18 protein-coding genes are annotated in these 20927 nt (G+C 42.0%); all 18 read left to right on the top strand.

Annotated features, from left to right (window positions below; translation table 11 throughout):
• Positions 1-10: 10 nt before the first annotated feature.
• The 18 genes from EEX84_RS06305 to EEX84_RS06220 all read left to right on the top strand — a co-directional run bounded on the left by EEX84_RS06305 (position 11) and on the right by EEX84_RS06220 (position 20893).
• The gene (locus tag EEX84_RS06305) at positions 11-250 is read left to right on the top strand and encodes a hypothetical protein (RefSeq protein WP_123164750.1); all 240 of its coding nucleotides are present in this window, start codon (positions 11-13) and stop codon (positions 248-250) included.
• Between the two features lie 105 nt (positions 251-355).
• The gene (locus tag EEX84_RS06300) at positions 356-1072 is read left to right on the top strand and encodes a YebC/PmpR family DNA-binding transcriptional regulator (protein ID WP_123164749.1); all 717 of its coding nucleotides are present in this window, start codon (positions 356-358) and stop codon (positions 1070-1072) included.
• 187 nt (positions 1073-1259) lie between these two features.
• Entirely contained in the window at positions 1260-2486 is a 1227-nt protein-coding gene (locus EEX84_RS06295) for an acyl-CoA dehydrogenase family protein (RefSeq protein WP_123164748.1), read from the top strand.
• A 153-nt stretch (positions 2487-2639) separates the two neighbouring features.
• On the top strand, positions 2640-3401 hold the full coding sequence (locus EEX84_RS06290; RefSeq protein ID WP_123164747.1) for an SDR family NAD(P)-dependent oxidoreductase: 762 nt from the start codon (positions 2640-2642) through the stop codon (positions 3399-3401).
• Positions 3402-3814: 413 nt separating this feature from the next.
• Complete coding sequence (locus EEX84_RS06285; protein ID WP_123164746.1) at positions 3815-5263, top strand: aldehyde dehydrogenase family protein; 1449 nt, start codon at positions 3815-3817, stop codon at positions 5261-5263.
• Positions 5264-5291: 28 nt separating this feature from the next.
• Complete coding sequence (locus EEX84_RS06280) at positions 5292-6416, top strand: zinc-dependent alcohol dehydrogenase family protein (protein WP_123164745.1); 1125 nt, start codon at positions 5292-5294, stop codon at positions 6414-6416.
• 40 nt (positions 6417-6456) lie between these two features.
• The gene (locus EEX84_RS06275; RefSeq protein WP_123164744.1) at positions 6457-7218 is read left to right on the top strand and encodes a beta-ketoacyl-ACP reductase; all 762 of its coding nucleotides are present in this window, start codon (positions 6457-6459) and stop codon (positions 7216-7218) included.
• A gap of 54 nt (positions 7219-7272) precedes the next feature.
• A complete protein-coding gene (locus tag EEX84_RS06270) occupies positions 7273-7485 on the top strand; it encodes an acetyl-CoA carboxylase biotin carboxyl carrier protein subunit (RefSeq protein WP_123164743.1) in 213 nt (70 codons plus the stop codon).
• 156 nt (positions 7486-7641) lie between these two features.
• A complete protein-coding gene (locus tag EEX84_RS06265; RefSeq protein WP_123164742.1) occupies positions 7642-8775 on the top strand; it encodes a type 2 periplasmic-binding domain-containing protein in 1134 nt (377 codons plus the stop codon).
• Between the two features lie 167 nt (positions 8776-8942).
• A complete protein-coding gene (locus tag EEX84_RS06260) occupies positions 8943-10256 on the top strand; it encodes a TRAP transporter large permease (RefSeq protein WP_240033926.1) in 1314 nt (437 codons plus the stop codon).
• Between the two features lie 25 nt (positions 10257-10281).
• Positions 10282-10830, top strand: coding sequence for a TRAP transporter small permease (locus EEX84_RS06255; protein WP_158599073.1), 549 nt, complete (start codon positions 10282-10284; stop codon positions 10828-10830).
• Between the two features lie 85 nt (positions 10831-10915).
• Positions 10916-12631: an AMP-binding protein gene (locus EEX84_RS06250; RefSeq protein WP_205125690.1), complete on the top strand. Its 1716-nt coding sequence runs from the start codon at positions 10916-10918 to the stop codon at positions 12629-12631.
• An 88-nt stretch (positions 12632-12719) separates the two neighbouring features.
• Positions 12720-14276, top strand: a complete 1557-nt coding sequence (locus EEX84_RS06245) for an acyl-CoA carboxylase subunit beta (RefSeq protein WP_123164739.1) — start codon at positions 12720-12722, stop codon at positions 14274-14276.
• A 199-nt stretch (positions 14277-14475) separates the two neighbouring features.
• On the top strand, positions 14476-16203 hold the full coding sequence (locus EEX84_RS06240) for an AMP-binding protein (RefSeq protein WP_240033925.1): 1728 nt from the start codon (positions 14476-14478) through the stop codon (positions 16201-16203).
• A gap of 113 nt (positions 16204-16316) precedes the next feature.
• Positions 16317-16676 (top strand): Zn-ribbon domain-containing OB-fold protein, encoded by a 360-nt coding sequence (locus tag EEX84_RS06235; protein WP_158599072.1) that lies wholly within the window; start codon positions 16317-16319, stop codon positions 16674-16676.
• A 1-nt stretch (position 16677) separates the two neighbouring features.
• On the top strand, positions 16678-17823 hold the full coding sequence (locus tag EEX84_RS06230; protein WP_123164737.1) for an acetyl-CoA acetyltransferase: 1146 nt from the start codon (positions 16678-16680) through the stop codon (positions 17821-17823).
• Positions 17824-17937: 114 nt separating this feature from the next.
• Positions 17938-19473, top strand: coding sequence for an acyl-CoA carboxylase subunit beta (locus EEX84_RS06225; protein ID WP_123164736.1), 1536 nt, complete (start codon positions 17938-17940; stop codon positions 19471-19473).
• Between the two features lie 61 nt (positions 19474-19534).
• Positions 19535-20893: an acetyl-CoA carboxylase biotin carboxylase subunit gene (locus EEX84_RS06220; RefSeq protein WP_123164735.1), complete on the top strand. Its 1359-nt coding sequence runs from the start codon at positions 19535-19537 to the stop codon at positions 20891-20893.
• Positions 20894-20927: the final 34 nt, after the last annotated feature.

Genomic DNA, 20927 nt, shown 5'->3' with positions numbered 1-20927 from the left:
GATGAATACGATGAAAGAGTTCAAAATAACATATTTCTTTGATGAAGAGCATTACATCCGGCGGTTCGTCCATATGGATTCACAGGAGCAAGCGGAAAAGCTGGTGCAGAGTGAAAGAGATCAATATATTTCGTTCACAGACAGCAGAGGAATCTATCACGAATTGAATACACGCGATGTCCGTGTCATTCAACTTTCAGAATACTTCCGGAACGATAAAAGCGGACGCAAAGCTACCGATTACAGATGAGATTTTTTGTGAACTGTGCGGGATGAAATGTAGAGTGAATTTATTATATAATAGAGAGCAGTGAACTTCTATGACGTTCAGAATTCAAAGAAAGTAGGAACTGATATGGGTCGCAAATGGAATAACATTAAAGAAAAGAAAGCATCCAAGGATGCCAACACGAGTCGCATATATGCAAAATTCGGCCGTGAAATTTATGTGGCGGCAAAACAGGGAGAACCGGATCCGGAATCGAATCAAGCGTTGAAAGTAGTCCTTGAACGCGCGAAAACCTACAGTGTACCAAAAGCCATCATCGATCGTGCCATTGAAAAAGCCAAAGGCGGATCAGAGGAAAGCTATGATGAATTGCGGTATGAAGGCTTCGGCCCGAACGGTTCAATGGTTATCGTAGATACTTTGACCAATAACGTAAACCGTACGGCTTCAGATGTGCGGGCTGCGTTCGGCAAAAACGGAGGCAATATGGGTGTCAGTGGGTCGGTGTCTTACATGTTTGATCATACAGCTGTCATTGGCATCGAAGGTAAATCCGCTGACGAAGTCCTGGAGCTGTTGATGGAAGCGGACATTGATGTCCGGGATATCCTGGAAGAAGAGGATTCTGTCATTGTCTATGCAGAACCCGATCAATTCCATGTTGTCCAAGAGGCATTCAAAAACGCAGGCATTACAGATTTTACCGTAGCGGAATTGACAATGCTCGCGCAGAATGAATTGGAACTTCCTGAAGACGCCCAGGAGCAATTCGAAAAAATGGTCGATGCCATTGAGGACCTTGAAGATGTCCAGCAGGTTTATCATAATGTGGACATAAAATAACCCAATAGAACCAGTTTATTACTCCTTTGTAATAGACTGGTTTTTTTAGAGTGAATATTGAAAGAATATTTATAATAATTAAAAAACTACTTGTAAGTTAAAGAGGAGCATTTTATACTAGTGATTGTAAGGGTTTTCATTTAGAAATAAATTAGTAAGAAAATATCAGTGGACAGGAGGTTGCGGGATGCTGAAAGACCTATCGCCTAGAGCGCAGCAATTGAAAAAAGAGTTAATCGATTTTATGAATGAATACGTATACCCAAACGAAATGATATTCGAAAACCAATTGAATGAAGGAGAAAGCCGGTGGATTGTTCCGCCCATCATGGAGGAGTTAAAAGAAAAAGCCAAAGAGCAAGGGCTGTGGAATTTATTTTTACACGACACTGAATATGGACAAGGATTAACGAATTATGATTATGCTCATCTTTGTGAAATTATGGGACGCTCGCTAATTGCCCCTGAAATATTCAATTGTAATGCTCCGGATACGGGGAACATGGAAGTCTTCATAAAATACGGCACTGAAGAGCAAAAGAAACAATGGCTTGAACCACTTCTGAAGGGTGAGATTCGTTCCTGCTTTTCAATGACAGAACCGGATGTTGCTTCGTCTGATGCTACGAATATTCAAGGAAGCATTGTGCGTGATGGAAATGAATACGTAATCAATGCAACGAAATGGTGGACTACTGGGGCACTGTATCCTAACTGCAAAATAGCCATTTTAATGGGGAAAACAGATCCGAATGCAGCCAAGTATCAACAGCAATCGATGATTTTAGTACCGCTTGATACTCCAGGAGTTGAAATAAAGCGTCATTTGCCTGTTTTCGGGTATGACGAAGCACCTCATGGCCATGCCGAAATTCGATACAATAATGTAAGAGTCCCAGTAGAAAATATGTTATTGGGAGAAGGTCGAGGATTTGAGATTGCCCAGGGCCGTCTGGGACCCGGCAGAATCCATCATTGTATGAGGGCTATTGGGGCAGCAGAACGGGCTTTGGAACTTTTGTGTAAACGTGCTGAAACGAGAGAAGCATTTGGTTCCTTGTTGTCGGAAAAGGAAGTGATTCGTGAGATTATTGCTGAGAGCCGGATTGAAATTGAACAGGCGCGTCTTTTGACTTTGCATGCTGCTCATAAAATCGATCAGGAAGGTGCAAAAGCAGCCCGCAAAGAGATCGCCATGATAAAAATTGCAGCACCAAGAGTCTCCCTCAATGTAATTGACCGAGCAATTCAAGCTTTTGGAGGTGCAGGTGTAAGTGAAGATTTTCCGTTAGCGGCACACTGGGCAAATGCACGAACGCTTAGAATCGTTGATGGGCCGGACCAAGTCCATTTACGGGATGTTGGAAGGCTTGAGCTGCGCGAACAATTGAAAACGGAAGCCGAAGTCAAATGACTATAGTCTTGAAAAAGTTCGTTGGGATAGAGAGGAGATGAATAGTAAAAGTTTGGAACGCAATTCCACAATAATGTTTTGTGATGAAGTCTCAGTTGAAGAGGTGGTTAAAACCTGAATTGATAAAAAGAGTTATTTGTAAGGGGAGATAAAATGTTGGAAGATTTTAACCTTAAAGGAAAGGTGGCACTTGTCACCGGTGGAAGCAGAGGGTTAGGTTATGCAGCTGCAAAAGCACTTTTGCTCTCAAATGCGGAAGTTATCATTACCGGACGGAACAAAGAGACGCTGGAGAAGGCAGCAGATGAATTGATGAAAGTTAAAGGGAAGGTGACACCTTACATTTGCGACGTCACAAACTCTGAACAAATCTATCGCGTAAAAGAAAAAATCTTAGAGCAATTCGGTCGGGTTGATATTTTAGTGAATAATGCGGGCATTGTCATCGAAAAAATGTTCTCAGAAACCAGTGATGAAGAAATCGAGCAGATAATGGCTACCAATCTTATAGGTGTCATGAAAGTTTCCCGGATTATCGGAGAAATAATGGTGAATCAAAAAAAAGGTAAAATTATTAATATCGGCTCTTACGATGGACTGGTAGGCACGCCAAGGCTGGTGGCTTATGGAACCAGTAAAGGAGCAGTCATTCAGTTTACCCGGATGTTGGCCATTGAATGGGCGAGATATAAGGTGAATGTAAATGTCATTTGCCCAGGCTATTTCAGAACTTCAATGAACGAAGAAATTTTTGATAATGAAGAATTAACTGACAAGATTATAAAAAGAATTCCTTTAAGAAGAATCGGAGAAGCCAATGAGCTTGGACCTCTAATCGTCTATTTATCTTCTGAAGGATCGGCTTATATGACAGGACAAGCTTTGACAATTGATGGAGGAGAAACAGCTCATTAAATCAATTAAAAAGCATTAGTGTGAAAGAATCGGTAGTTGTATCTTCTTTTCGGTCGAGCCGCTTAATAGTATACTAAAATAAATTTTCGTATTATTTTAAATAATTAAAAAACTAGTTGTCGTTACTTTTAGAGTTTGATATACTAGGCACAAATTTCTAGGCGGATTGTAAGTCACCCCAGATTCTCCTCTATTGTTGTTTTCCTATCATCAATGCAGACGCATACGGAAGCAAATTATTACTTGGATAGTATTTCCACTTCACCTCATACTCTAATTCAACAGTTTTGAAATACATCCTGAGAACCAATAATTTAAGTTCATCCAGAAAAAGCTGATTACAGGATTAGAATTTTAGTTTTTAAATTCCAGTGTGACCCAATTTAAATATTTATGATTAAGGAGGACTCACCGTGATTAATTTGGAGACACTTTCTTCGGGCTCAATTATAAGTGGTAAAGAAAGAACAGAAAGTGGACGAAAAACCTTAAACGTTTATAACCCATTCACAAATAAGATTCTGGGTGAAATAACGTGTGCCAATTTGGAAGATATAAATGATGCTGTAGATAATGCCTATGAAGTTTTTCAGAAGCACATGAAAACGATGCCAGCTCATGAGAGATCTTCCATTTTAAGAAAAACAGCTGATTTATTGGAAGAAAAGGCAGAGGATTTTGCTGTATTGCTTTCACAAGAAGCAGGAAAACCGATTCGTGAAAGCAGGGGAGAAGTAGCACGGGCCGTTCAAGTACTGAGGTTTGCTTCTGAAGCAGCAAAGTCAACTTATGGAGAACAAATACCGATGGATAGTGCAATCGGTGGCGAAAACCAAATCGGTATAGCTAAGAGAGTTCCTATTGGTGTGGTGGCGGCGATTACGCCATTTAATTTTCCGTTAAACTTAGTATTGCACAAAGTTGCACCAGCCATTGCAGCTGGTAACACCGTAGTTTTGAAACCAGCCGAAAAAACACCCTTTTCTTCTATGCAACTGTATAAGCTATTTCAAGAAGCTGGATTGCCTGAAGGTGCATTGAATATTTTAATGGGACCTGGTCAAGACATCGTGGAACCGTTGGTAACAAACCCGAGAGTGAAGAAAGTCACTTTCACTGGCAGCGGAGCTGTGGGCTGGAAAATAAGTGAAATGGCGAAACGGAAGAAAGTGACATTAGAACTTGGATCGAACGCGCCCAATGTCATTTTTGAGGACGCAGATCTGGATATAGCAGTCAGTGCTATTGTAATGGGAGGATTTACTTTTGCAGGACAGGCGTGCGTATCAGCTCAGCGAATTTACGTTCATGAAACTATATACGATAAGTTTCTCGAGAAACTTCTTCCCAAAGTCAGCTCTTTAAAAACGGGCGATCCGTTGGATGAAGCGACGGATATGGGACCAATGATCACCGAAGAAGCAGCAAAAAAAGCAGAATCATGGATAAACGAGGCAATCGAACAGGGGGCAGACCTACTGACTGGCGGTACGCGGACAGGCACGTTGCTTGAACCGACTGTTTTAGGAAAGTTAACCCCAGAAATGAAAGTAGTGTGTGTAGAGGTTTTTGCACCGTTGATTAGCGTAATGCCTTTTTCAGAAGAAAGCGAAGTGATCAAAGAGGTCAATAATACTGAATTGGGTTTGCAGGCTGGAGTCTTCACCACTGATATTAACAGGGCGATGCGTTTAGCCGAGTCCATCGAATCAGGCGGAGTTTGGATAAACGAAGTATCACTTCGCAGATATGATCATATCCCTTACGGGGGCATCAAGGACAGCGGAATTGGAAAGGAAGGGGTAAAGTACGCAATGGAAGACATGATGGATACCAAGTTCATCGGCATAAAGCTTTATTAAATGCAAGAATACACGAAGGGGTGATTCTGTGAAAGTAAAGTCAGCTGTGTTGAGGGAATCGGGTGTAAAAGCACCTTATGCTGAAAGTTTGCCAATCAAGATTGAAACCATAGAATTGGATTCACCTGAGCGGGGAGAAGTACTGATTCAAATAAAAGCGGCGAGTTTGTGTCATTCAGATTTATCCGTCATCAATGGCAGTCGGCCCAGACCACTTCCCATGGCTCTTGGACATGAAGCTTCAGGAGTCGTAGTAGAAGTTGGCGAAGGAGTAATGGATTTGGAACCAGGCGATCATGTTGTCTGTGTATTTGTACCGAGTTGCGGACATTGTTTGCCTTGTAAGGAAGGGCGGCCGGCTTTATGCGAACCTGCTGCAGTATCCAACACTGCTGGTACGCTTTTCAATGGTGGCATCCGGTTACATAATGACAATGAAAAAGTGTATCACCACGTTGGGGTATCGGCATTTTCAGAATATGCGGTAGTGTCAAGAAATTCTTTGATAAAAGTGAAAAAAGGTATCCCATTTGAGAAACTTGCTCTTTTTGGTTGCGCAGTCATTACGGGTGTAGGTGCTGTTTCAAACACTGCAAATATCAAATTGGGGAATACGGTGGCAATTGTCGGACTTGGCGGGATTGGTCTCAGTGCGCTTCTTGGCGCAGTAACTGCTGGAGCGAGTCGAATTGTAGCGGTAGATATAAACGAAGCCAAGCTCACGCAAGCAAAAGAGCTGGGGGCAACGGATGTCTACAACTCAACAGACCCTGATGTAGTGGAGTCGATAAGAGAAGCGACGGGAGGGGGACTTGACTTTGCATTCGAAACAGCAGGGGTGGTGCCTGCCATGGAAGTAGCTTATGGAATTACAAAGAGAGGAGGAACTACTGTAACCACTGGTTTACCGCACCCGGAACATCATTTTTCATTTCCGTACGTCAGCTTGACCGCAGAAGAAAAGAGTTTGAAAGGGTCGTATATTGGAAGCTGCGTTCCTGAGCGGGATATTCCTCATTTTATTAATTTATTTGAACAGGAGAGGTTGCCTGTGGATAAACTGATGACTAACTTTATTTCGCTGGAAGAGATCAACGAGGGATTTGATACGTTAGCGAAAGGAGAGGCATCGAGGGTGGTCATCAAGTTTTAACAGCTATTCAAGTGGTAGAGGAGCGAAAGGAGAATGATTTGTGAAAAGGTTTGATGGAAAAGTAGCCGTAGTTACAGGTGGAAGCAGAGGCATTGGTTTCGCCATTACAGAGGCTCTTTTAGATGAAGGTGCCCATGTCGCTATCCTTGATATTAACGAAGAAAGCTTGAATCAGGCCGATGATTTTCTAAAAGAAAATGGATTTTCGGTTTCAACATACACAGCCGATGTTTCTTCGAGCGAAGAAGTCGATGAAACAGTGAAAGCCATTATCGAAAAACAAGGAAAAATCGATATTTTAGTAAATAATGCGGGTGTCACTCGGGATAACTTGCTGTTTAAAATGACGGACAGTGATTGGGATATGGTCATGGATGTCCACTTGAAAGGTTCATTTAATATGAGTAGGGCTGTGCAAAGTGTGATGGTGGAGAATAAGTACGGGCGCATCATCAATATTTCTTCAACTTCAGCACTTGGAAACAGAGGGCAGGCAAACTATTCCACTGCAAAAGCTGGACTCCAAGGGTTTACAAAAACATTAGCAATAGAACTTGGGAAATTTGGGATTACAGCAAATTCAATCGCTCCGGGTTTTATTGAAACGGATATGACAAAAGCCACCGCCGAGAGGCTGGGAGTTCCATTTGAAGAGTACAAAGAGGAACTGATAAAAGAAATCCCGGTACAGAAAAGCGGGAAGCCGGCAGATATTGCGAATGCTGTATTGTTTTTTGCAGACGAGAAATCCTCTTTTATCAGTGGCCAAGTCATTTATGCTGCTGGAGGGCCAACTATATAAAACTTATAAAAAAGTATAAAACGGTTACTGAATCTTCAGAAGGAGGAATTGGGTATGAAACAGATTACATCAACCATGACGGGAAATGTGTGGAAAATTTTGGTTAGTGTTGGAGATGAAATTGCAGATGAACAAGAAGTGGCGATTCTAGAATCTATGAAAATGGAAATTCCCATTGAAGCTGAAGGAGGTGGGAAAGTCAAAGAGATCAAGATTAGTGAAGGCGACTTTGTAAATGAAGGCGAAGTAATCATGACTATTGAATAATTTTCAATAGACGAATGAGAAAACTTTCTTTTGCGTAACAAGAACTCGGACGAAAAAAGAATAGGTATCAAAGTTAAACATATGACGTATTAAACCAGAACTTACTTAGGAAATATAGTTGAAGAGACATCAACAGCAAAAGGGAGGAAAAGAATCATGAAGAAAAAACATTTATTTACGGGTTTACTGGCTTTAGGAATATTGGGCGGTTGTGTTTCTGAAGAAGAGCCTTCCACTTCCGGTTCAGGCACAGAAGGCGGCGGAAATGAACAGGAATCCATTAACCTGCGGTTGAATGCTGGTCTGAGTGGAGAAGATGCTAATACTGCTGCGTTCACTACTCCATGGATGGAAACAGTAGAAGAGGAAACTAGTGGTCAAGTAACCTTTGATGCCTTTTTCAACCAGGAACTTGTGCCGTTGGGTGAAGAAATAAGAGCTTTGCAAGATGGCACCATTGATCTCGCTGCACCCGTCCTTCCTACGTATAACCCTGATCAGTTCCCACTGTCAGATGTTCCGATGCTTCCGTTAAAATCATCTGACTCGATTATTGCTGCAAAAGCATATGCAGACCTCATCAGAAGTGATGTTGAATTAGCGGATGGTAAAACTTTCGCTGATTTTGAATTTGGCGAGCACGGAATGAAAGCGCTTCCTGTTCAGCCCGTCTCTCAATATACAATCGGTGCAGTAGGAGGACATGAATTCAGTGATGCGGCAAGTTTGCAGAATCTGTCATTAAGAACTGGCGGACGCGCTCACGAAATTTTTGTTCAAGAACTGGGTTCAGGATCTGTTTCAATGCCATGGAGCGAAGAATTTGAAGCATTAAGCAGAGGTGCTTTGGATGGCAACGTGAGATCGGTAGTAGACTATAAGCCATACGGGTTTGATGAGCTAATCACAACCTCGATTACCGGGCTGGCTATCGGCCATTTCCCACTCGTATGGTTAATGCCTGAAGACAAATGGAACGAGCTCCCTGAAGATGTTCAAACAATTATGGAGGATGAAGCATATGCGTTGGCTGAGTCTACAGTAAAACAAGAACTTTTCGACCAAGCATTGATAGACGCAGAAGAAGCGGGAATTGAATTGGTAGCTGTAGCAGATTTGGAACAAGGCGCCCAAGACTTACTGGAAGAAGCTTCCACTAATACGTGGCAGGCATGGATTGACGCAAAAGAAAGTGAAGGACTGCCGGGATTGGAAACTGCTAAGCTGTGGAGAGACCTTGTCATTGAACATGGAGGGGAAGTGCACGACCCGATTTTAGAGCTAGAATAATATATCTATATAAAGAATTTCATCTTCTCCTCAGAGACACTCTCAATATATAAAAATGGGAGTTTCGTTTCTGGGGAGAAAATGATTAATACAGATTGTATAAAGAGTATTTATCAAAATAGAAGAAATCCATAATTACTCACTTATTGAGAGAAGAGGTAGGTAATATGTCCATAGAAACTCTCTTTATAATTATGTTCATTTTATTATTATTTTTATTATTTGCCGGCATGTACATCCACTCCATTTTGCTGACAGTCGGCATTTTGGGATTGATCTTATTAGAAGGTCCTGGATACATAACTGGGTTTTTGCAATCAGATCCTTTTATTCGGACGGCAAGTTACTCCTTAACCACTGTACCTTTGTTTGTATTAATGGCTCAGTTTATTGTGCGATCGGGAATTGTTGAGGATTTGTATAATATTGTTTACAACTTATCAAGGGGGAAAAGTAGTATCCTTGGAGTTTTGACAATATTGGCTGGCGGCCTGATGGGCGCAGTTTCGGGTTCATCTAATGCATCAGCCGGTGCCATGGGACAGGTGGCGGTTCCTCAGTTATTAAAACGAGGATACGGAGAAGGAATGGCAGGAGCGACAGTAGCAGCAGCGGGTTCACTATCGGCTGTTATACCGCCAAGCATCATCTTAATACTGTGGGGTGTCGCTACAGAAACACCTATCGGGCAACTCTTTATTGCTTCGATTATACCAGGGCTTATTATAATGGTGATCATCATAGCTGTAATGCTGGTGTTTTTAAGCAATAAGTCAAAAAGCGATAAAACTGAATCTTTGGAAGCCCCTTTCGAAAAAGAGCATGTTTCACTGTCACGTACAATTGTTGCTGCTATATTGACGGGTTTGATTGTATTTACCGTATTTTACGGTATCTTCGCTGGTCTCTTTACACCAACGGAAGCAGGGGCAGTCGGTGCGCTCGTCAGCTTTCTGGCCGCATTGATCCTGCGGAAAGTAAGCGTCAATTTTTTATCGAGGTCTTTCGCCGATACAGTCAAACTGACCGCTATGATTTTGATGATCATGATCAGTGCTCAAATATTTGGACGGTTCGTCTCGATTTCTTTATTGCCTCGTAAGGTAATCGAATTGTTGAGTACATTAATTGAGTATCCGGTGCTGATTCTCATTATTTTATGTATCCTCTACTTCGTGTTATTTATGCTTATTGAGGGGGCAGCAGTCATCATCATGACAGCTCCGATTGTCTTGCCACTCATATTGGAAATAGGAACTGATAAAATTTGGTTCGGTGTCGTCGTCGGTATTTTATGTACATTGGGGCTTCTTACGCCGCCTGTAGGGTTAAGTGTATATTCTGTAGCGGGTGTAACGGGAATTTCCAGTGAGAAAATTTTCAGGTATGCTCTTCCTTATGCTGTAGTCATTGGAGTTGTAATTATTGGCTTACTGATTATGTTCCCGGGCATTGCTACCTTCCTGCCGAGTCAGATGTGAACTATTATGAAAGGAGACGATGATTTTGTCACAAAGATACTTAAGTGCCTATAAAGTTTTTCAAAAAATTAAGTGGCTGGGAATGCTTTTAAGCGGAATCACAATTTTCTTTATGATGTTCTATACAAGTGCTGATGTCCTGATCCGTAATATCAACGGGACCTCCCCTCTTCATGCTTATGAAATTTCACAATATTATTTTATGCCGCTGGCCGTTTTCCCTGCTTTGGCCTATACCTTCGGAGAAGGGATGATGCCAAGAATTGAATTTGTGATCACCAAGGCCAAAAGCCTGGTTATTCAGCGAATTGCAGCAATTTCTTTGATTGTAATCGAAATAGTCTTAATGCTTCTGTTAGCCGTTTTCGGATGGCAATACTTGATGCATGCATTTGGAAGTGGAATGGCGTTCACTGCGGGAGGCACAAATTATCCTCTGAGTTTAGTAATTCTTTTTGTTCCATTAGGTTTTTTTCTGGTAGTAATTGAAATGATATTTTTGCTGGTGAAAAATATCAAAGGGAAACAACCTTCATTTGTAGTTATCGAAAAACACGAAGTAACCGATGTGTAAAGAATACTAACCGCAACAGGTGCATGGTGACTATGTAACCATATGTATGTGTTTCATAAAGTAATCTGCAGAGAGGATGAAGGAAATGGATGAAACAAAGTACACAGAACATTTAAATGACCTCTGGAATAAAAAAAGGCCAAAAGAATTGCCAAAAGAAACAGAGTATCCTTTCGGAGAGATATTAGTGACTGAATACCTCAGTAAACGAGCGGAACTAACGCCCGATAAAGCTTGCCTGATTTACTACGGAACAGAAATTTCATTTAAGGAACTGGATGATCTAAGCAATCGATTTGCCTCTTATTTAGCGGATAAAGGGTTTAAAAAAGGTGATCGGATAGCTGTGTTCATGTCCAATTGCCCCCAATTCCTAATTGCTTTTTATGGAATTTTAAAGTTGGGCTGCGTCCATGTCCCGGTAAATCCAATGTTTAAAGAAGAGGAGCTGCAGTATGAACTGACGGATACGCAGGCAGAACTGGTCGTTACGACCGATCAACTGAATTCCTTGGTGCAGAAGGTGAAAGAACAAACTGACGTGAAAGAAGTAATAACAACCAGCTTAATTGATCTTATCCCAAAAACTCCGGCATTTACTGTGCACCCTATGTATATGAAAGAAAAATTGGAATGCCCTGGAACAGTTGATTTATTGACAGTTCTGGAAAAACAAAGCCCGGAGTATCCTCATGTAGACATCCACCTCGATGACATGGCGGCGCTTAATTATACAGGGGGCACGACAGGAATGCCAAAAGGTTGTGTGCATACGCAAAGAGATATGCTTTATACTACGGCATCTGCCTGCACCTATATTTTCCGTTTAAAAGAACAAGACGTCGGCTTAGCTTATTGGCCTGCGTTTTGGATAGCGGGAGAAGTACTGTGTCTCTTAAACCCTGTTGTTTCTGGAGCAACCCATGTGCTGCTGGGACGTTGGGATACGGAAGCGACAATGCAGGCAATTGAAAAATACAAGGTGACTTTCATAAACGGCGGTGTGGATAATTTCGTCGAATTGCTGGAAGAACCTTCTATTAGTCAATATGATTTGACTTCTCTAAAAGTGACAACAGCTACATCACTTTCTAAAAAGTTGGATTTAGAAATTAGAAGAAAGTGGGAAGAGTTGACCGGCTGCATTATGATTGAAGCGACCTGGGGGATGACAGAAACCAATACGTACGATACTTATACATCTTATATGTATGAAGATGACAAAGACTTGAAAAGTCGTCCAGTATTTGTTGGTTTTCCAATTCCTGGAACTGACTTTAAAGTGACCGATTTTGAAACCGGAGAGCTGTTGCCGATTGGAAAAGAGGGAGAATTGATGATCAAGACTCCTGCTTTGTTCAAGTCTTATTGGAATAAACCTGAAGAAACAAAAAGAGCTTTGAATAATGGTTGGCTTCGTACTGGTGATATGGGAATGATTGACGAAGAAGGATATATTCATTTTTTAGGAAGAAACAAAGAAATGTTGAAAGTCAACGGGATGAGTGTATTTCCTCCAGAAGTTGAAGTTGTATTGGCGCGTCATCCAGCGGTAGAGGCAAATGGAATTGTTGGAATGCCTCATGCTAAAAAAGGGGAAGTCCCTATAGCTTTTGTCAAATTAAAAGAAAAGGCAGTTGGCACCGTTACCGAAGAAGAAATTCAGAAATGGTGCGCTGAACATATGGCCACTTACAAAGTCCCGATTGTAAAAGTGGTTGAGGATTTGCCTATGACAGCTACCGGTAAAATATTGAAAGTTGAGCTTGCTAAGAAATTGCAAGATGTTTCGATAAACTGATTAATCAACTGTTTTTAAAGAATTATATGATTTTAAGTCAGAATATTTCTACTTTTAAAATACTGAAGATTCGAATAGGAGAGATAAAATGTCGTGGCAAGCTGAAATAGATGAACTTAGAGAAAGAGAACAATTAGCCAAAAAAATGGGCGGGGAAGAGCGTGTAAACCGCCATAAACAACAGGGAAAATTGACAGTAAGGGAAAGAATCGATACATTGCTCGATCCTTATAGTTTCCATGAAACGGGAGCAATCGCAGGAAAAGCCGGATATGACGAACAGGGTGATTTAACGGAATTTACACCTGCAAATTTTGTGGTAGGAACAGGACGGGTCAACAAAAGGAAAGTAGTGATCGGCGCTGATGACTTTACGGTAAGGGGCGGCTCAATGGATGGAGCTGTAACGAGCAAACAAATCTACTCTGAACTTATGGCAAAAGAATTAAAATTGCCATTAATTCGGTTGGTGGATGGAACAGGGGGAGGGGGAAGCGTTAAGCTGCTCGAAGATCATGGCCACACCTACATTCCGATCAATCCTGCTTGGGATCATGTAATGGATAATCTTCAAAACGTGCCGGTAGCCGCCGCCTGTTTAGGTTCTGTAGCAGGACTTGGAGCAGCACGGGTGGCAGCCTCCCACTTTTCGGTAATGGTTGAAGATACTTCCCAATTGTTTGTGGCTGGGCCCTTGATCGTCAAGCATGGGATGGGACAGGATTTGACGAAAGAAGAGCTTGGGGGGACAGAAGTTCATCGTTCGAGTGGCGCAGTCGATAACATCGCCAGCTCGGAAGAAGAAGCTTTTCAGCAAATAAGAGAATTTTTGTCCTATTTACCGGATAACGTATTGAAATTACCGCCTGTTTTACCCGCTTCAGATGATCCTGACAGAAGGGAAGAAGAGTTGATCTCGGCCATACCGAAAGATCGGCGCAGGTTATATAAAATCAGAGCAATTCTTGAAAAGATTTTCGATAAAGATTCCATATTTGAAATGGGACGTTTCTACGGAGGCTCAATGATCACAGCGTTTGCCAGGTTAGATGGTCATCCGGTAGGAGTCATTGCACCTGACGTTTATAAGAATGCAGGAGCCATGACAGCAGACAGTTCAGAAAAAATTGAACGTTTTGTGGACTTATGTCAAACCTTCCATCTTCCCATTGTCAATTTGGTGGATAACCCAGGGTTGGAAGTGGGGTTGAACGCTGAAAAGAAAGGCACAATCCGAAAAGGGGTAAGTGCTATTACTGCAGTTTACCAGGCCACGGTTCCAATGGTTGAGATCATTATAAGACGTGTGTTCGGTGTAGGCGGCGCAGGTATGTCAAATGGACACGGTTTGAATTTACGTTATGCATGGCCTTCAGGCGTATGGGGTTCACTGCCTGTTGAAGGCGGATTGGAAGTGGCTTACAAGAGAGACTTAGAGGCCAGTGATAATCCAGAAGAGCTTCGTCAACAAATATTAGACCGATTAAACAAAGTAGTCTCTCCTCTACGAACAGCAGAAAAATTTGGCGTGGAAGAAATCATTGACCCACGTGATACCCGACCTTTGTTGTGCGAATGGATAAAGGATGTTTATGAACTTCTCCCCCATCAACTGGGCAGCACTAAAAATAGATATCGTCCATAGAAAAAATGCGTCGACACGTATCATCTTTTATAAACGTACTATCAAATACAGAAATTTATTTTTCAATGAAAGCAACATCCCAAGGTTTACTAAGGATACAGCTCAATTGGGATACGCCTATAGTTGAATTTTGACTATCGTAGCCTAGCTGAGCTGTTTTAATGAAGTGGAAAAGAGAATCCATTTTAGGAGGGATAATGTGGAAGGAAACTCGGAGTTGCTAAACGAGATGATACAAGATGAGCACGTAGTAGTGAAAAAATTGGAGGAATGGGCTGAGATAAAAGGGGAAAAAAACTTTTTCTATTATGGAGAAAACGATTTCAATGTTTCATACCGCGAGTTTAATGAGCTTACCAACAGCATTGGGCATAGCTTTCAGAATTTGGGGTTAGATAAAGGAGATCGCATATCGGTATTTATGAAAAATGCTTATATATGCTCACTGTCAATGTTTGGGATCTGGAAAGCGGGCGGTGTCTATGCCCCTATCAATTTCAACTATACCGGGAAGTCCCTGTCTTATCTGATCAACGATACCGACCCTGTAATCTTACTAGTAGAAAGAGGGTTGCTTCAGGAATTCCAAGCTATTAAGCAAGACCTGACGAATAAAAATCTGAAAGTAATTGTATATGATCCGAAAGAATCCGACCATGATTATGAAGCAGAGTTAATGAGTGGAGACATTGAAGAGCTGGGTACTATTCCATTCGAAAGCCTGTTTGAAGGTGATAAAAGCAATGTGAAGCTGGAGCTCGACTATTCGGATATGGCAAGCATCATCTATACATCCGGCACTACTGGGTTACCGAAAGGTGTCGTACAGTCCCACCGCTGGCTTTACGGCTATGCTTTCTACTACGGAAAAATGCTGACGCAAGAAGATGTGATTTATAACGACCTTCCGCTTTACCATGTAGGCGGAGCTTTCTTCAACATTACACGTGCCGTCTTTGTCGGCTGTGAAGTCGCTGTGTGGGATAAATTCAGCTCCAACCATTTTTGGGACAGAATCAAAATAAGTCAATCGACAAGTGCTGTTCTTGTAGGAGTCATGACGACCTGGCTGATGAATGCGAAGGAAACCGACAATGACCGTAACAATACGCTTAACAAAGTTCACATTCAACCTTTGCCATCATTTCATCATGAACTTGCCAAAAGGTTTGGTTTCGACTTTATTCTCGCTGGCTTTGGTCAAACAGAGGCGGGATTCGGTATTTGTGGCTTAATCAAGGAGTTGGATGAAGAAACAGGCACTCCTTCTTCTTATTACCGGGGACACTCCCGAAAAAAGATGACTGAGATTGCAGAGCAGTTGGGCCTGGAAGTAAGACATGGAACTGAAGCAATTGAAAAAGGATATTTAGGAAAACCGGGTATTTTTTTTGAAGCAACGATTTTGAACGAAAAAGATGAAGAATGTGCCGCGGGAGAAATTGGTGAGTTGGCAATCAGGCCCAAACTACCAAGCATCATTTTAAGTGAGTATTTCAGAAAAAAAGAAGAAACGCTGAAGGTATTTAAGAATCTCTGGTTCCATACTGGTGACTCTGCTTATAGGGATGCAGAGGGCGGTTACTATTTTGTAGACAGACAAGGAAGTATTTTAAAGGTCAAAGGAGAAAAATTTTCTTCGTACCAGGTTGAAGATTTGATCTATGAACATCCTTCCATACAAATGAGCGCAGTTTTTCCAATTCCTGCCGAATACGGTGATGAAATTGTAGTATATGCTGTGATCGAGAACGGACAAAGTTTGAATGAAGAAGAATTCCGTCAATGGATTGAACAAAAAATCCCTAAATATATGTGGCCTAAATATATTCGATTCGTCGAAGATATTCCAAAGACTCTAACGAACAAAATTCAAAAGTTCAAGTTGAAAGAGGAAATCTTAAAAGAGTTACAAGGTGCTGAGTGAGATCGTTAACAGTGTAGCAAAACAGAAAGTAAGCAGTGAAAGGAATGAATTAAATGGCGTATAACAAGCCTCTGCCGAATACAAAAGGAGTTTCCGAAATATACTGGAAAGGTTTGAAAGAGAAGAAATTTCTTATCCCTCATTGCAATGAGTGCAATGAAATGTTCTTTTATCCACGAGTCGTTTGCCCTCATTGTGGCGGAACAAACATCGAATTTCAGGACCATAACGGCAAAGGAGAAATTTATAGTTATTCAATTGTGGAAAAATCCTTTATTCAAGGGTTTGAAAAAGAAGTGCCCTATACGGTCGCCCTCGTGCAATTAGAAGGTGGAAAGGCAAGAATGATGACGAACATTATTGAATGTGAACCGGAAAAAGTGGAAATTGGAATGCCAGTAGAAATTCATTTTCAGGACGTAACTGACGAAATTGCCTTACCACATTTTAAGCCAATGAAGGGGGGAAGGTAAGATGTCGTTCTTTAAGGATGTGGCCATCGCGGGAGTAGCCGAATCAGAACTGGGAAATGTCCCGCATATGAATTCGGTGGACTTGATGGCTCAAGCTTCTGTACGTGCTTTACAGGAAGCAGGGTTGAAAAAAGAAGATGTGGATGGTCTTTTTTCAAGTTCTGCACATTATTCCATGCCTACTGTGACACTGGCAGAATATATGGGAATCACACCAAAATACATGGATGCCACGAGCATAGGTGGCGCTTCATTTGTCTCTCATGTAGCACATGCAGCTCAGGCGATTGTAAGTGGTATGTGTGAAGTGGCTCTAATAGCATATGGAAGTACACAACGAACCGATGGAGGAGGATTGGCCAACATAACGGAAAGCAATCCGTTTGAAGATCCTTTCGGATACAACGATCCAATTACTGCTTATAGTTTAGCTGCACAAAGGCACATGTTCGAATTTGGAACCACACGTGACCAATTATCGGAAGTTGCAGTGGCGACAAGAAAATGGGCTTCGATGAACGAAAAAGCTTTTAAAAGAGATTTGATCACTCATGACGATGTCAAAAACTCCACCCTTATTTCAACGCCATTGACAAAACTGGATTGTTGTCTGGTAAGTGACGGAGGGGCTGCTTTAGTCTTAACAACCAGAGAAAGAGCTGAAAAGTTAAATACGAAGCCGACCTATATTTGGGGGTATGGAGAGTCGACAACTCATCGAAGCATCTCGAATATGCCAAGCCTGGTTCATACTGCTGCAATTGAGTCTGGAAAGTCGGCATACCAAATGGCTGGCGTAGGACCGGAAGATATACAAGTAGCAGAACTTTATGATGCATTTTCGATTAATGTCATTCTCTTCTTGGAAGACTTAGGTTTTTGTAAAAAAGGAGAAGGGGGCCGCTTTATTTCGAACGGTAACATTGCCCCTGGTGGAAAGCTGCCGGTGAACACAAATGGAGGAGGGCTTTCTTATTGCCATCCAGGGATGTATGGCCTCTTCACTATTATTGAAGCAGTTCGTCAACTGCGGGGAGAAAGTGGAGAAAGACAAGTCGACAACTGCAACTTGGCTTTGGCTCACGGGAATGGTGGCGTGCTATCCAGCGAAGTAACCATGGTTTTAAGTAATGAAACGAAATCATAAACTATTGAGAAAAGGTATAGCTACGGTAAATTTTAGCTCGAAGATATGAATGCTGCCTTGCTTAAGTCTTACAGGCAGATGTGATTGAAAATTTAAACACAAGGTGTGTGGACAATGGATGATTTGATCAAAGATTTACATGACCGGAAAGACAAAGCCAAATATATGGGTGGCATTGATAAGATTAACCGTCAGCATAGCCTGGACCGTTTAACTGCCCGGGAAAGAATCGATCAATTATTGGATTACGACACGTTTTTGGAATTAGGAATGCTGAATCATTCAAACATGGAAGGTTATGCCGATAAGAGCTGGGGAGATGGAATCATCGCTGGTCTTGGCAAAATTAATGGTCGCTCAGTAGTCGTGGCTGCTATGGACAAAACTGTTTTTGCAGGCACGGAAGGAACAGTAAGTTGGAGAAAATCAGAAAAGATACATGAGTTTGCCTTAAGTAAAGGACTGCCCATTTTTCATTTAGGAGAAGGTGGAGGTTTGAGAATGCCTGATGGAATGGGTTCAGACGGCATCAGTTCCAAAATTATGCCTAAGTATCTTACGAATCATGGAAGACAGGTGCCTTTTTTTACAAGTATATTAGGGGACAGCTATGGGTGGTCGACGTGGATGGCTGTCTCATCCGACATTGTCGTGCAGGCAAAAGGTACTTGCATGGCTGTGGCAGGTCCAAGAATGTTGGAAATGGCTACTGGAGAAAAAATCAGCTCGGAAGAATTGGGGGGGTGGAAAATCCATGCCGAACATACCGGACAAGTTGATTTGTTTGCAGACAGGGATGAAGAAGCCATTGAAGCGATGAAAAAAGCATTTGAATTTTTTCCGTCCAACCCATCAGAAGACCCACCGGTGAGAGAGACTTCCGACAATCCGGATCGGCCACTCGACGAAGTAATGAAACTGGTTCCTACAGCTCGAAACCGGGCTTATGATATGCATAAACTGATCAGGTTAATCGTAGATGACAGAAAGTTCTTTGAAGTCAAAGAGCTTTATGGCAGAGCTTTAATTACTGGGTTCGCTCATCTGAATGGACGGGCGGTCGGGATTATAGCCAATCAACCATTCCGCAATGCAGGAGCAGCGGGTCCTAAGGAATGTGACAAGGCGACAGAGTTTATCTGTCTTTGTGATTCTTGGAATATTCCGTTGGTATTCTTGCATGATATCCCAGGGTTTCACGTAGCAAGCGCAGCAGAAAAGCTGAAAATGCCGACAAAAATCATGGTATGGAACCAAGCATTAGCCAAAGCTACTGTCCCTAAAATATCCATTGTCGTCAGAAAGAGCATTGGGGCTGCTTATGGAAATATGGGAGGACCGACAATGAGTGATTTCGTCTTTGCATGGCCAACTGCAGAGATTAACTTTACAGGTCCAGAAGCGGGGGTCAATGTGGTTTATGGCCGGAAATTGGAAGAAGCTGAAGACCCAGGCACAGAACGAGAGGAACTTCTTGAGCAGTGGGGATTTGACAGCGGGCCGTATAAAGCCGCAGGCAAACATTTAATCGACGATGTCATAGATCCAAAGGATACACGCAAGGTGTTATGCCGGACGTTAGATTTTCTCTGTGAGAGAAACGGCTCGCTCAGCCAACGGTTGCTTGCAAACTGGCCTACAGGATTTTAGCAAATTCTATTATAGTAAAAGGCTGAAAGTAAATGTTCATAAATAAAAGGAGGTATCCGTCTTGTTTACAAAAATACTCATAGCTAACCGAGGGGAAATAGCTGTACGCATTATCCGCACATGCCAGAAGTTTGGCATTAAAACAGTTGCTGTTTATTCAGAAGCGGATCAGGAAGCGCCACATGTAGAAATGGCCGATGAATCGTTTTTAGTTGGAGGTGCAAGGGTTACAGAAAGTTATTTGAACGTAGACAAAATTTTAGAAGTGGCGAAAAGCACGAATGTTGAAGCAATACATCCGGGTTATGGCTTATTGTCGGAGAACGAAGATTTTGCCCGACGGTGTATTGAAGCCGGCATCACATTTATCGGTCCTTCCCCTGACACCATTGCAAAAATGGGAAGTAAAATAGAGTCGAGAAAAATGATGGAAGCCGCGGGTGTGCCTGTAGTGCCCGGCATTACATATCCATTAAAGGATGAAGAAGATGCAGTCGCAGTGGCAAGTGAAATGGGATATCCGGTGATGCTGAAAGCTTCTGCTGGAGGTGGAGGCATTGGGATGGAAATTGTGTCGAACGATAAAGAGTTGAGAAAAGCTTTTGCAGGAAACCAGAAGAGAGCACAGGACTTTTTTGGAGACGGAGCGATGTTTGTAGAAAAGTACATTCGGAATCCGCGGCATATCGAAATTCAAATTTTAGCTGATGAACAAGGACAGACAGTTTATCTTTGGGAACGTGAATGTTCTATCCAGAGAAGGCATCAAAAAGTAGTGGAAGAAGCACCTTCTCCTTTTTTAGATGAAAATCACCGGAAAATTATGGGCGAAGCGGCTGTTAAAGCGGCGAAGTATATTGGCTATAAAAATGCAGGAACCATCGAGTTCTTAGTTGATGAAGAAAAAAACTTTTATTTCTTGGAAATGAATACCCGCCTGCAAGTTGAACATCCTATTACAGAAGAAATTACAGGTCTTGATCTTGTGGAAGAACAGCTGAAGATAGCCACTGGAGCTGCTTTAGCATTTCAGCAAGCGGATGTAAAAAGGAATGGCCACGCATTGGAAGTAAGAATATATGCGGAAGATCCAAATACATTCTTCCCTTCCCCAGGGAAGATCCACACACTGAAAATTCCTGAAGGGAAAGGTATCCGCCATGAATTGGCTGTGCGCGAAGGTTCCACGGTCACTCCTTATTACGATCCGATGATTGCAAAATTGATCGTTCATACTGACAATAGAGAACAATCCATTGAAGAAATGTTAAAAGTACTGGAAGAATACAAGGTGGAAGGAATCAAAACCAACATTCCCATGTTGAAAAACGTGTTGGAGCATGAAGCTTTCCATCGGGGAGACACCACCACGAACTTTGTAGAGAAGTATCTAAAGACGGGGAAACAACTTTCCAAATAATTTTGTCGGCTATAGTCAGTTTCTTACTGATTTT

This window comes from Planococcus salinus (assembly GCF_003719725.1).
GTDB lineage: Bacteria > Bacillota > Bacilli > Bacillales_A > Planococcaceae > Planococcus > Planococcus salinus.
The sequence above is the reverse complement of the archived record's forward strand: the minus strand, read 5'-3'. Positions and strand labels throughout refer to the sequence as shown.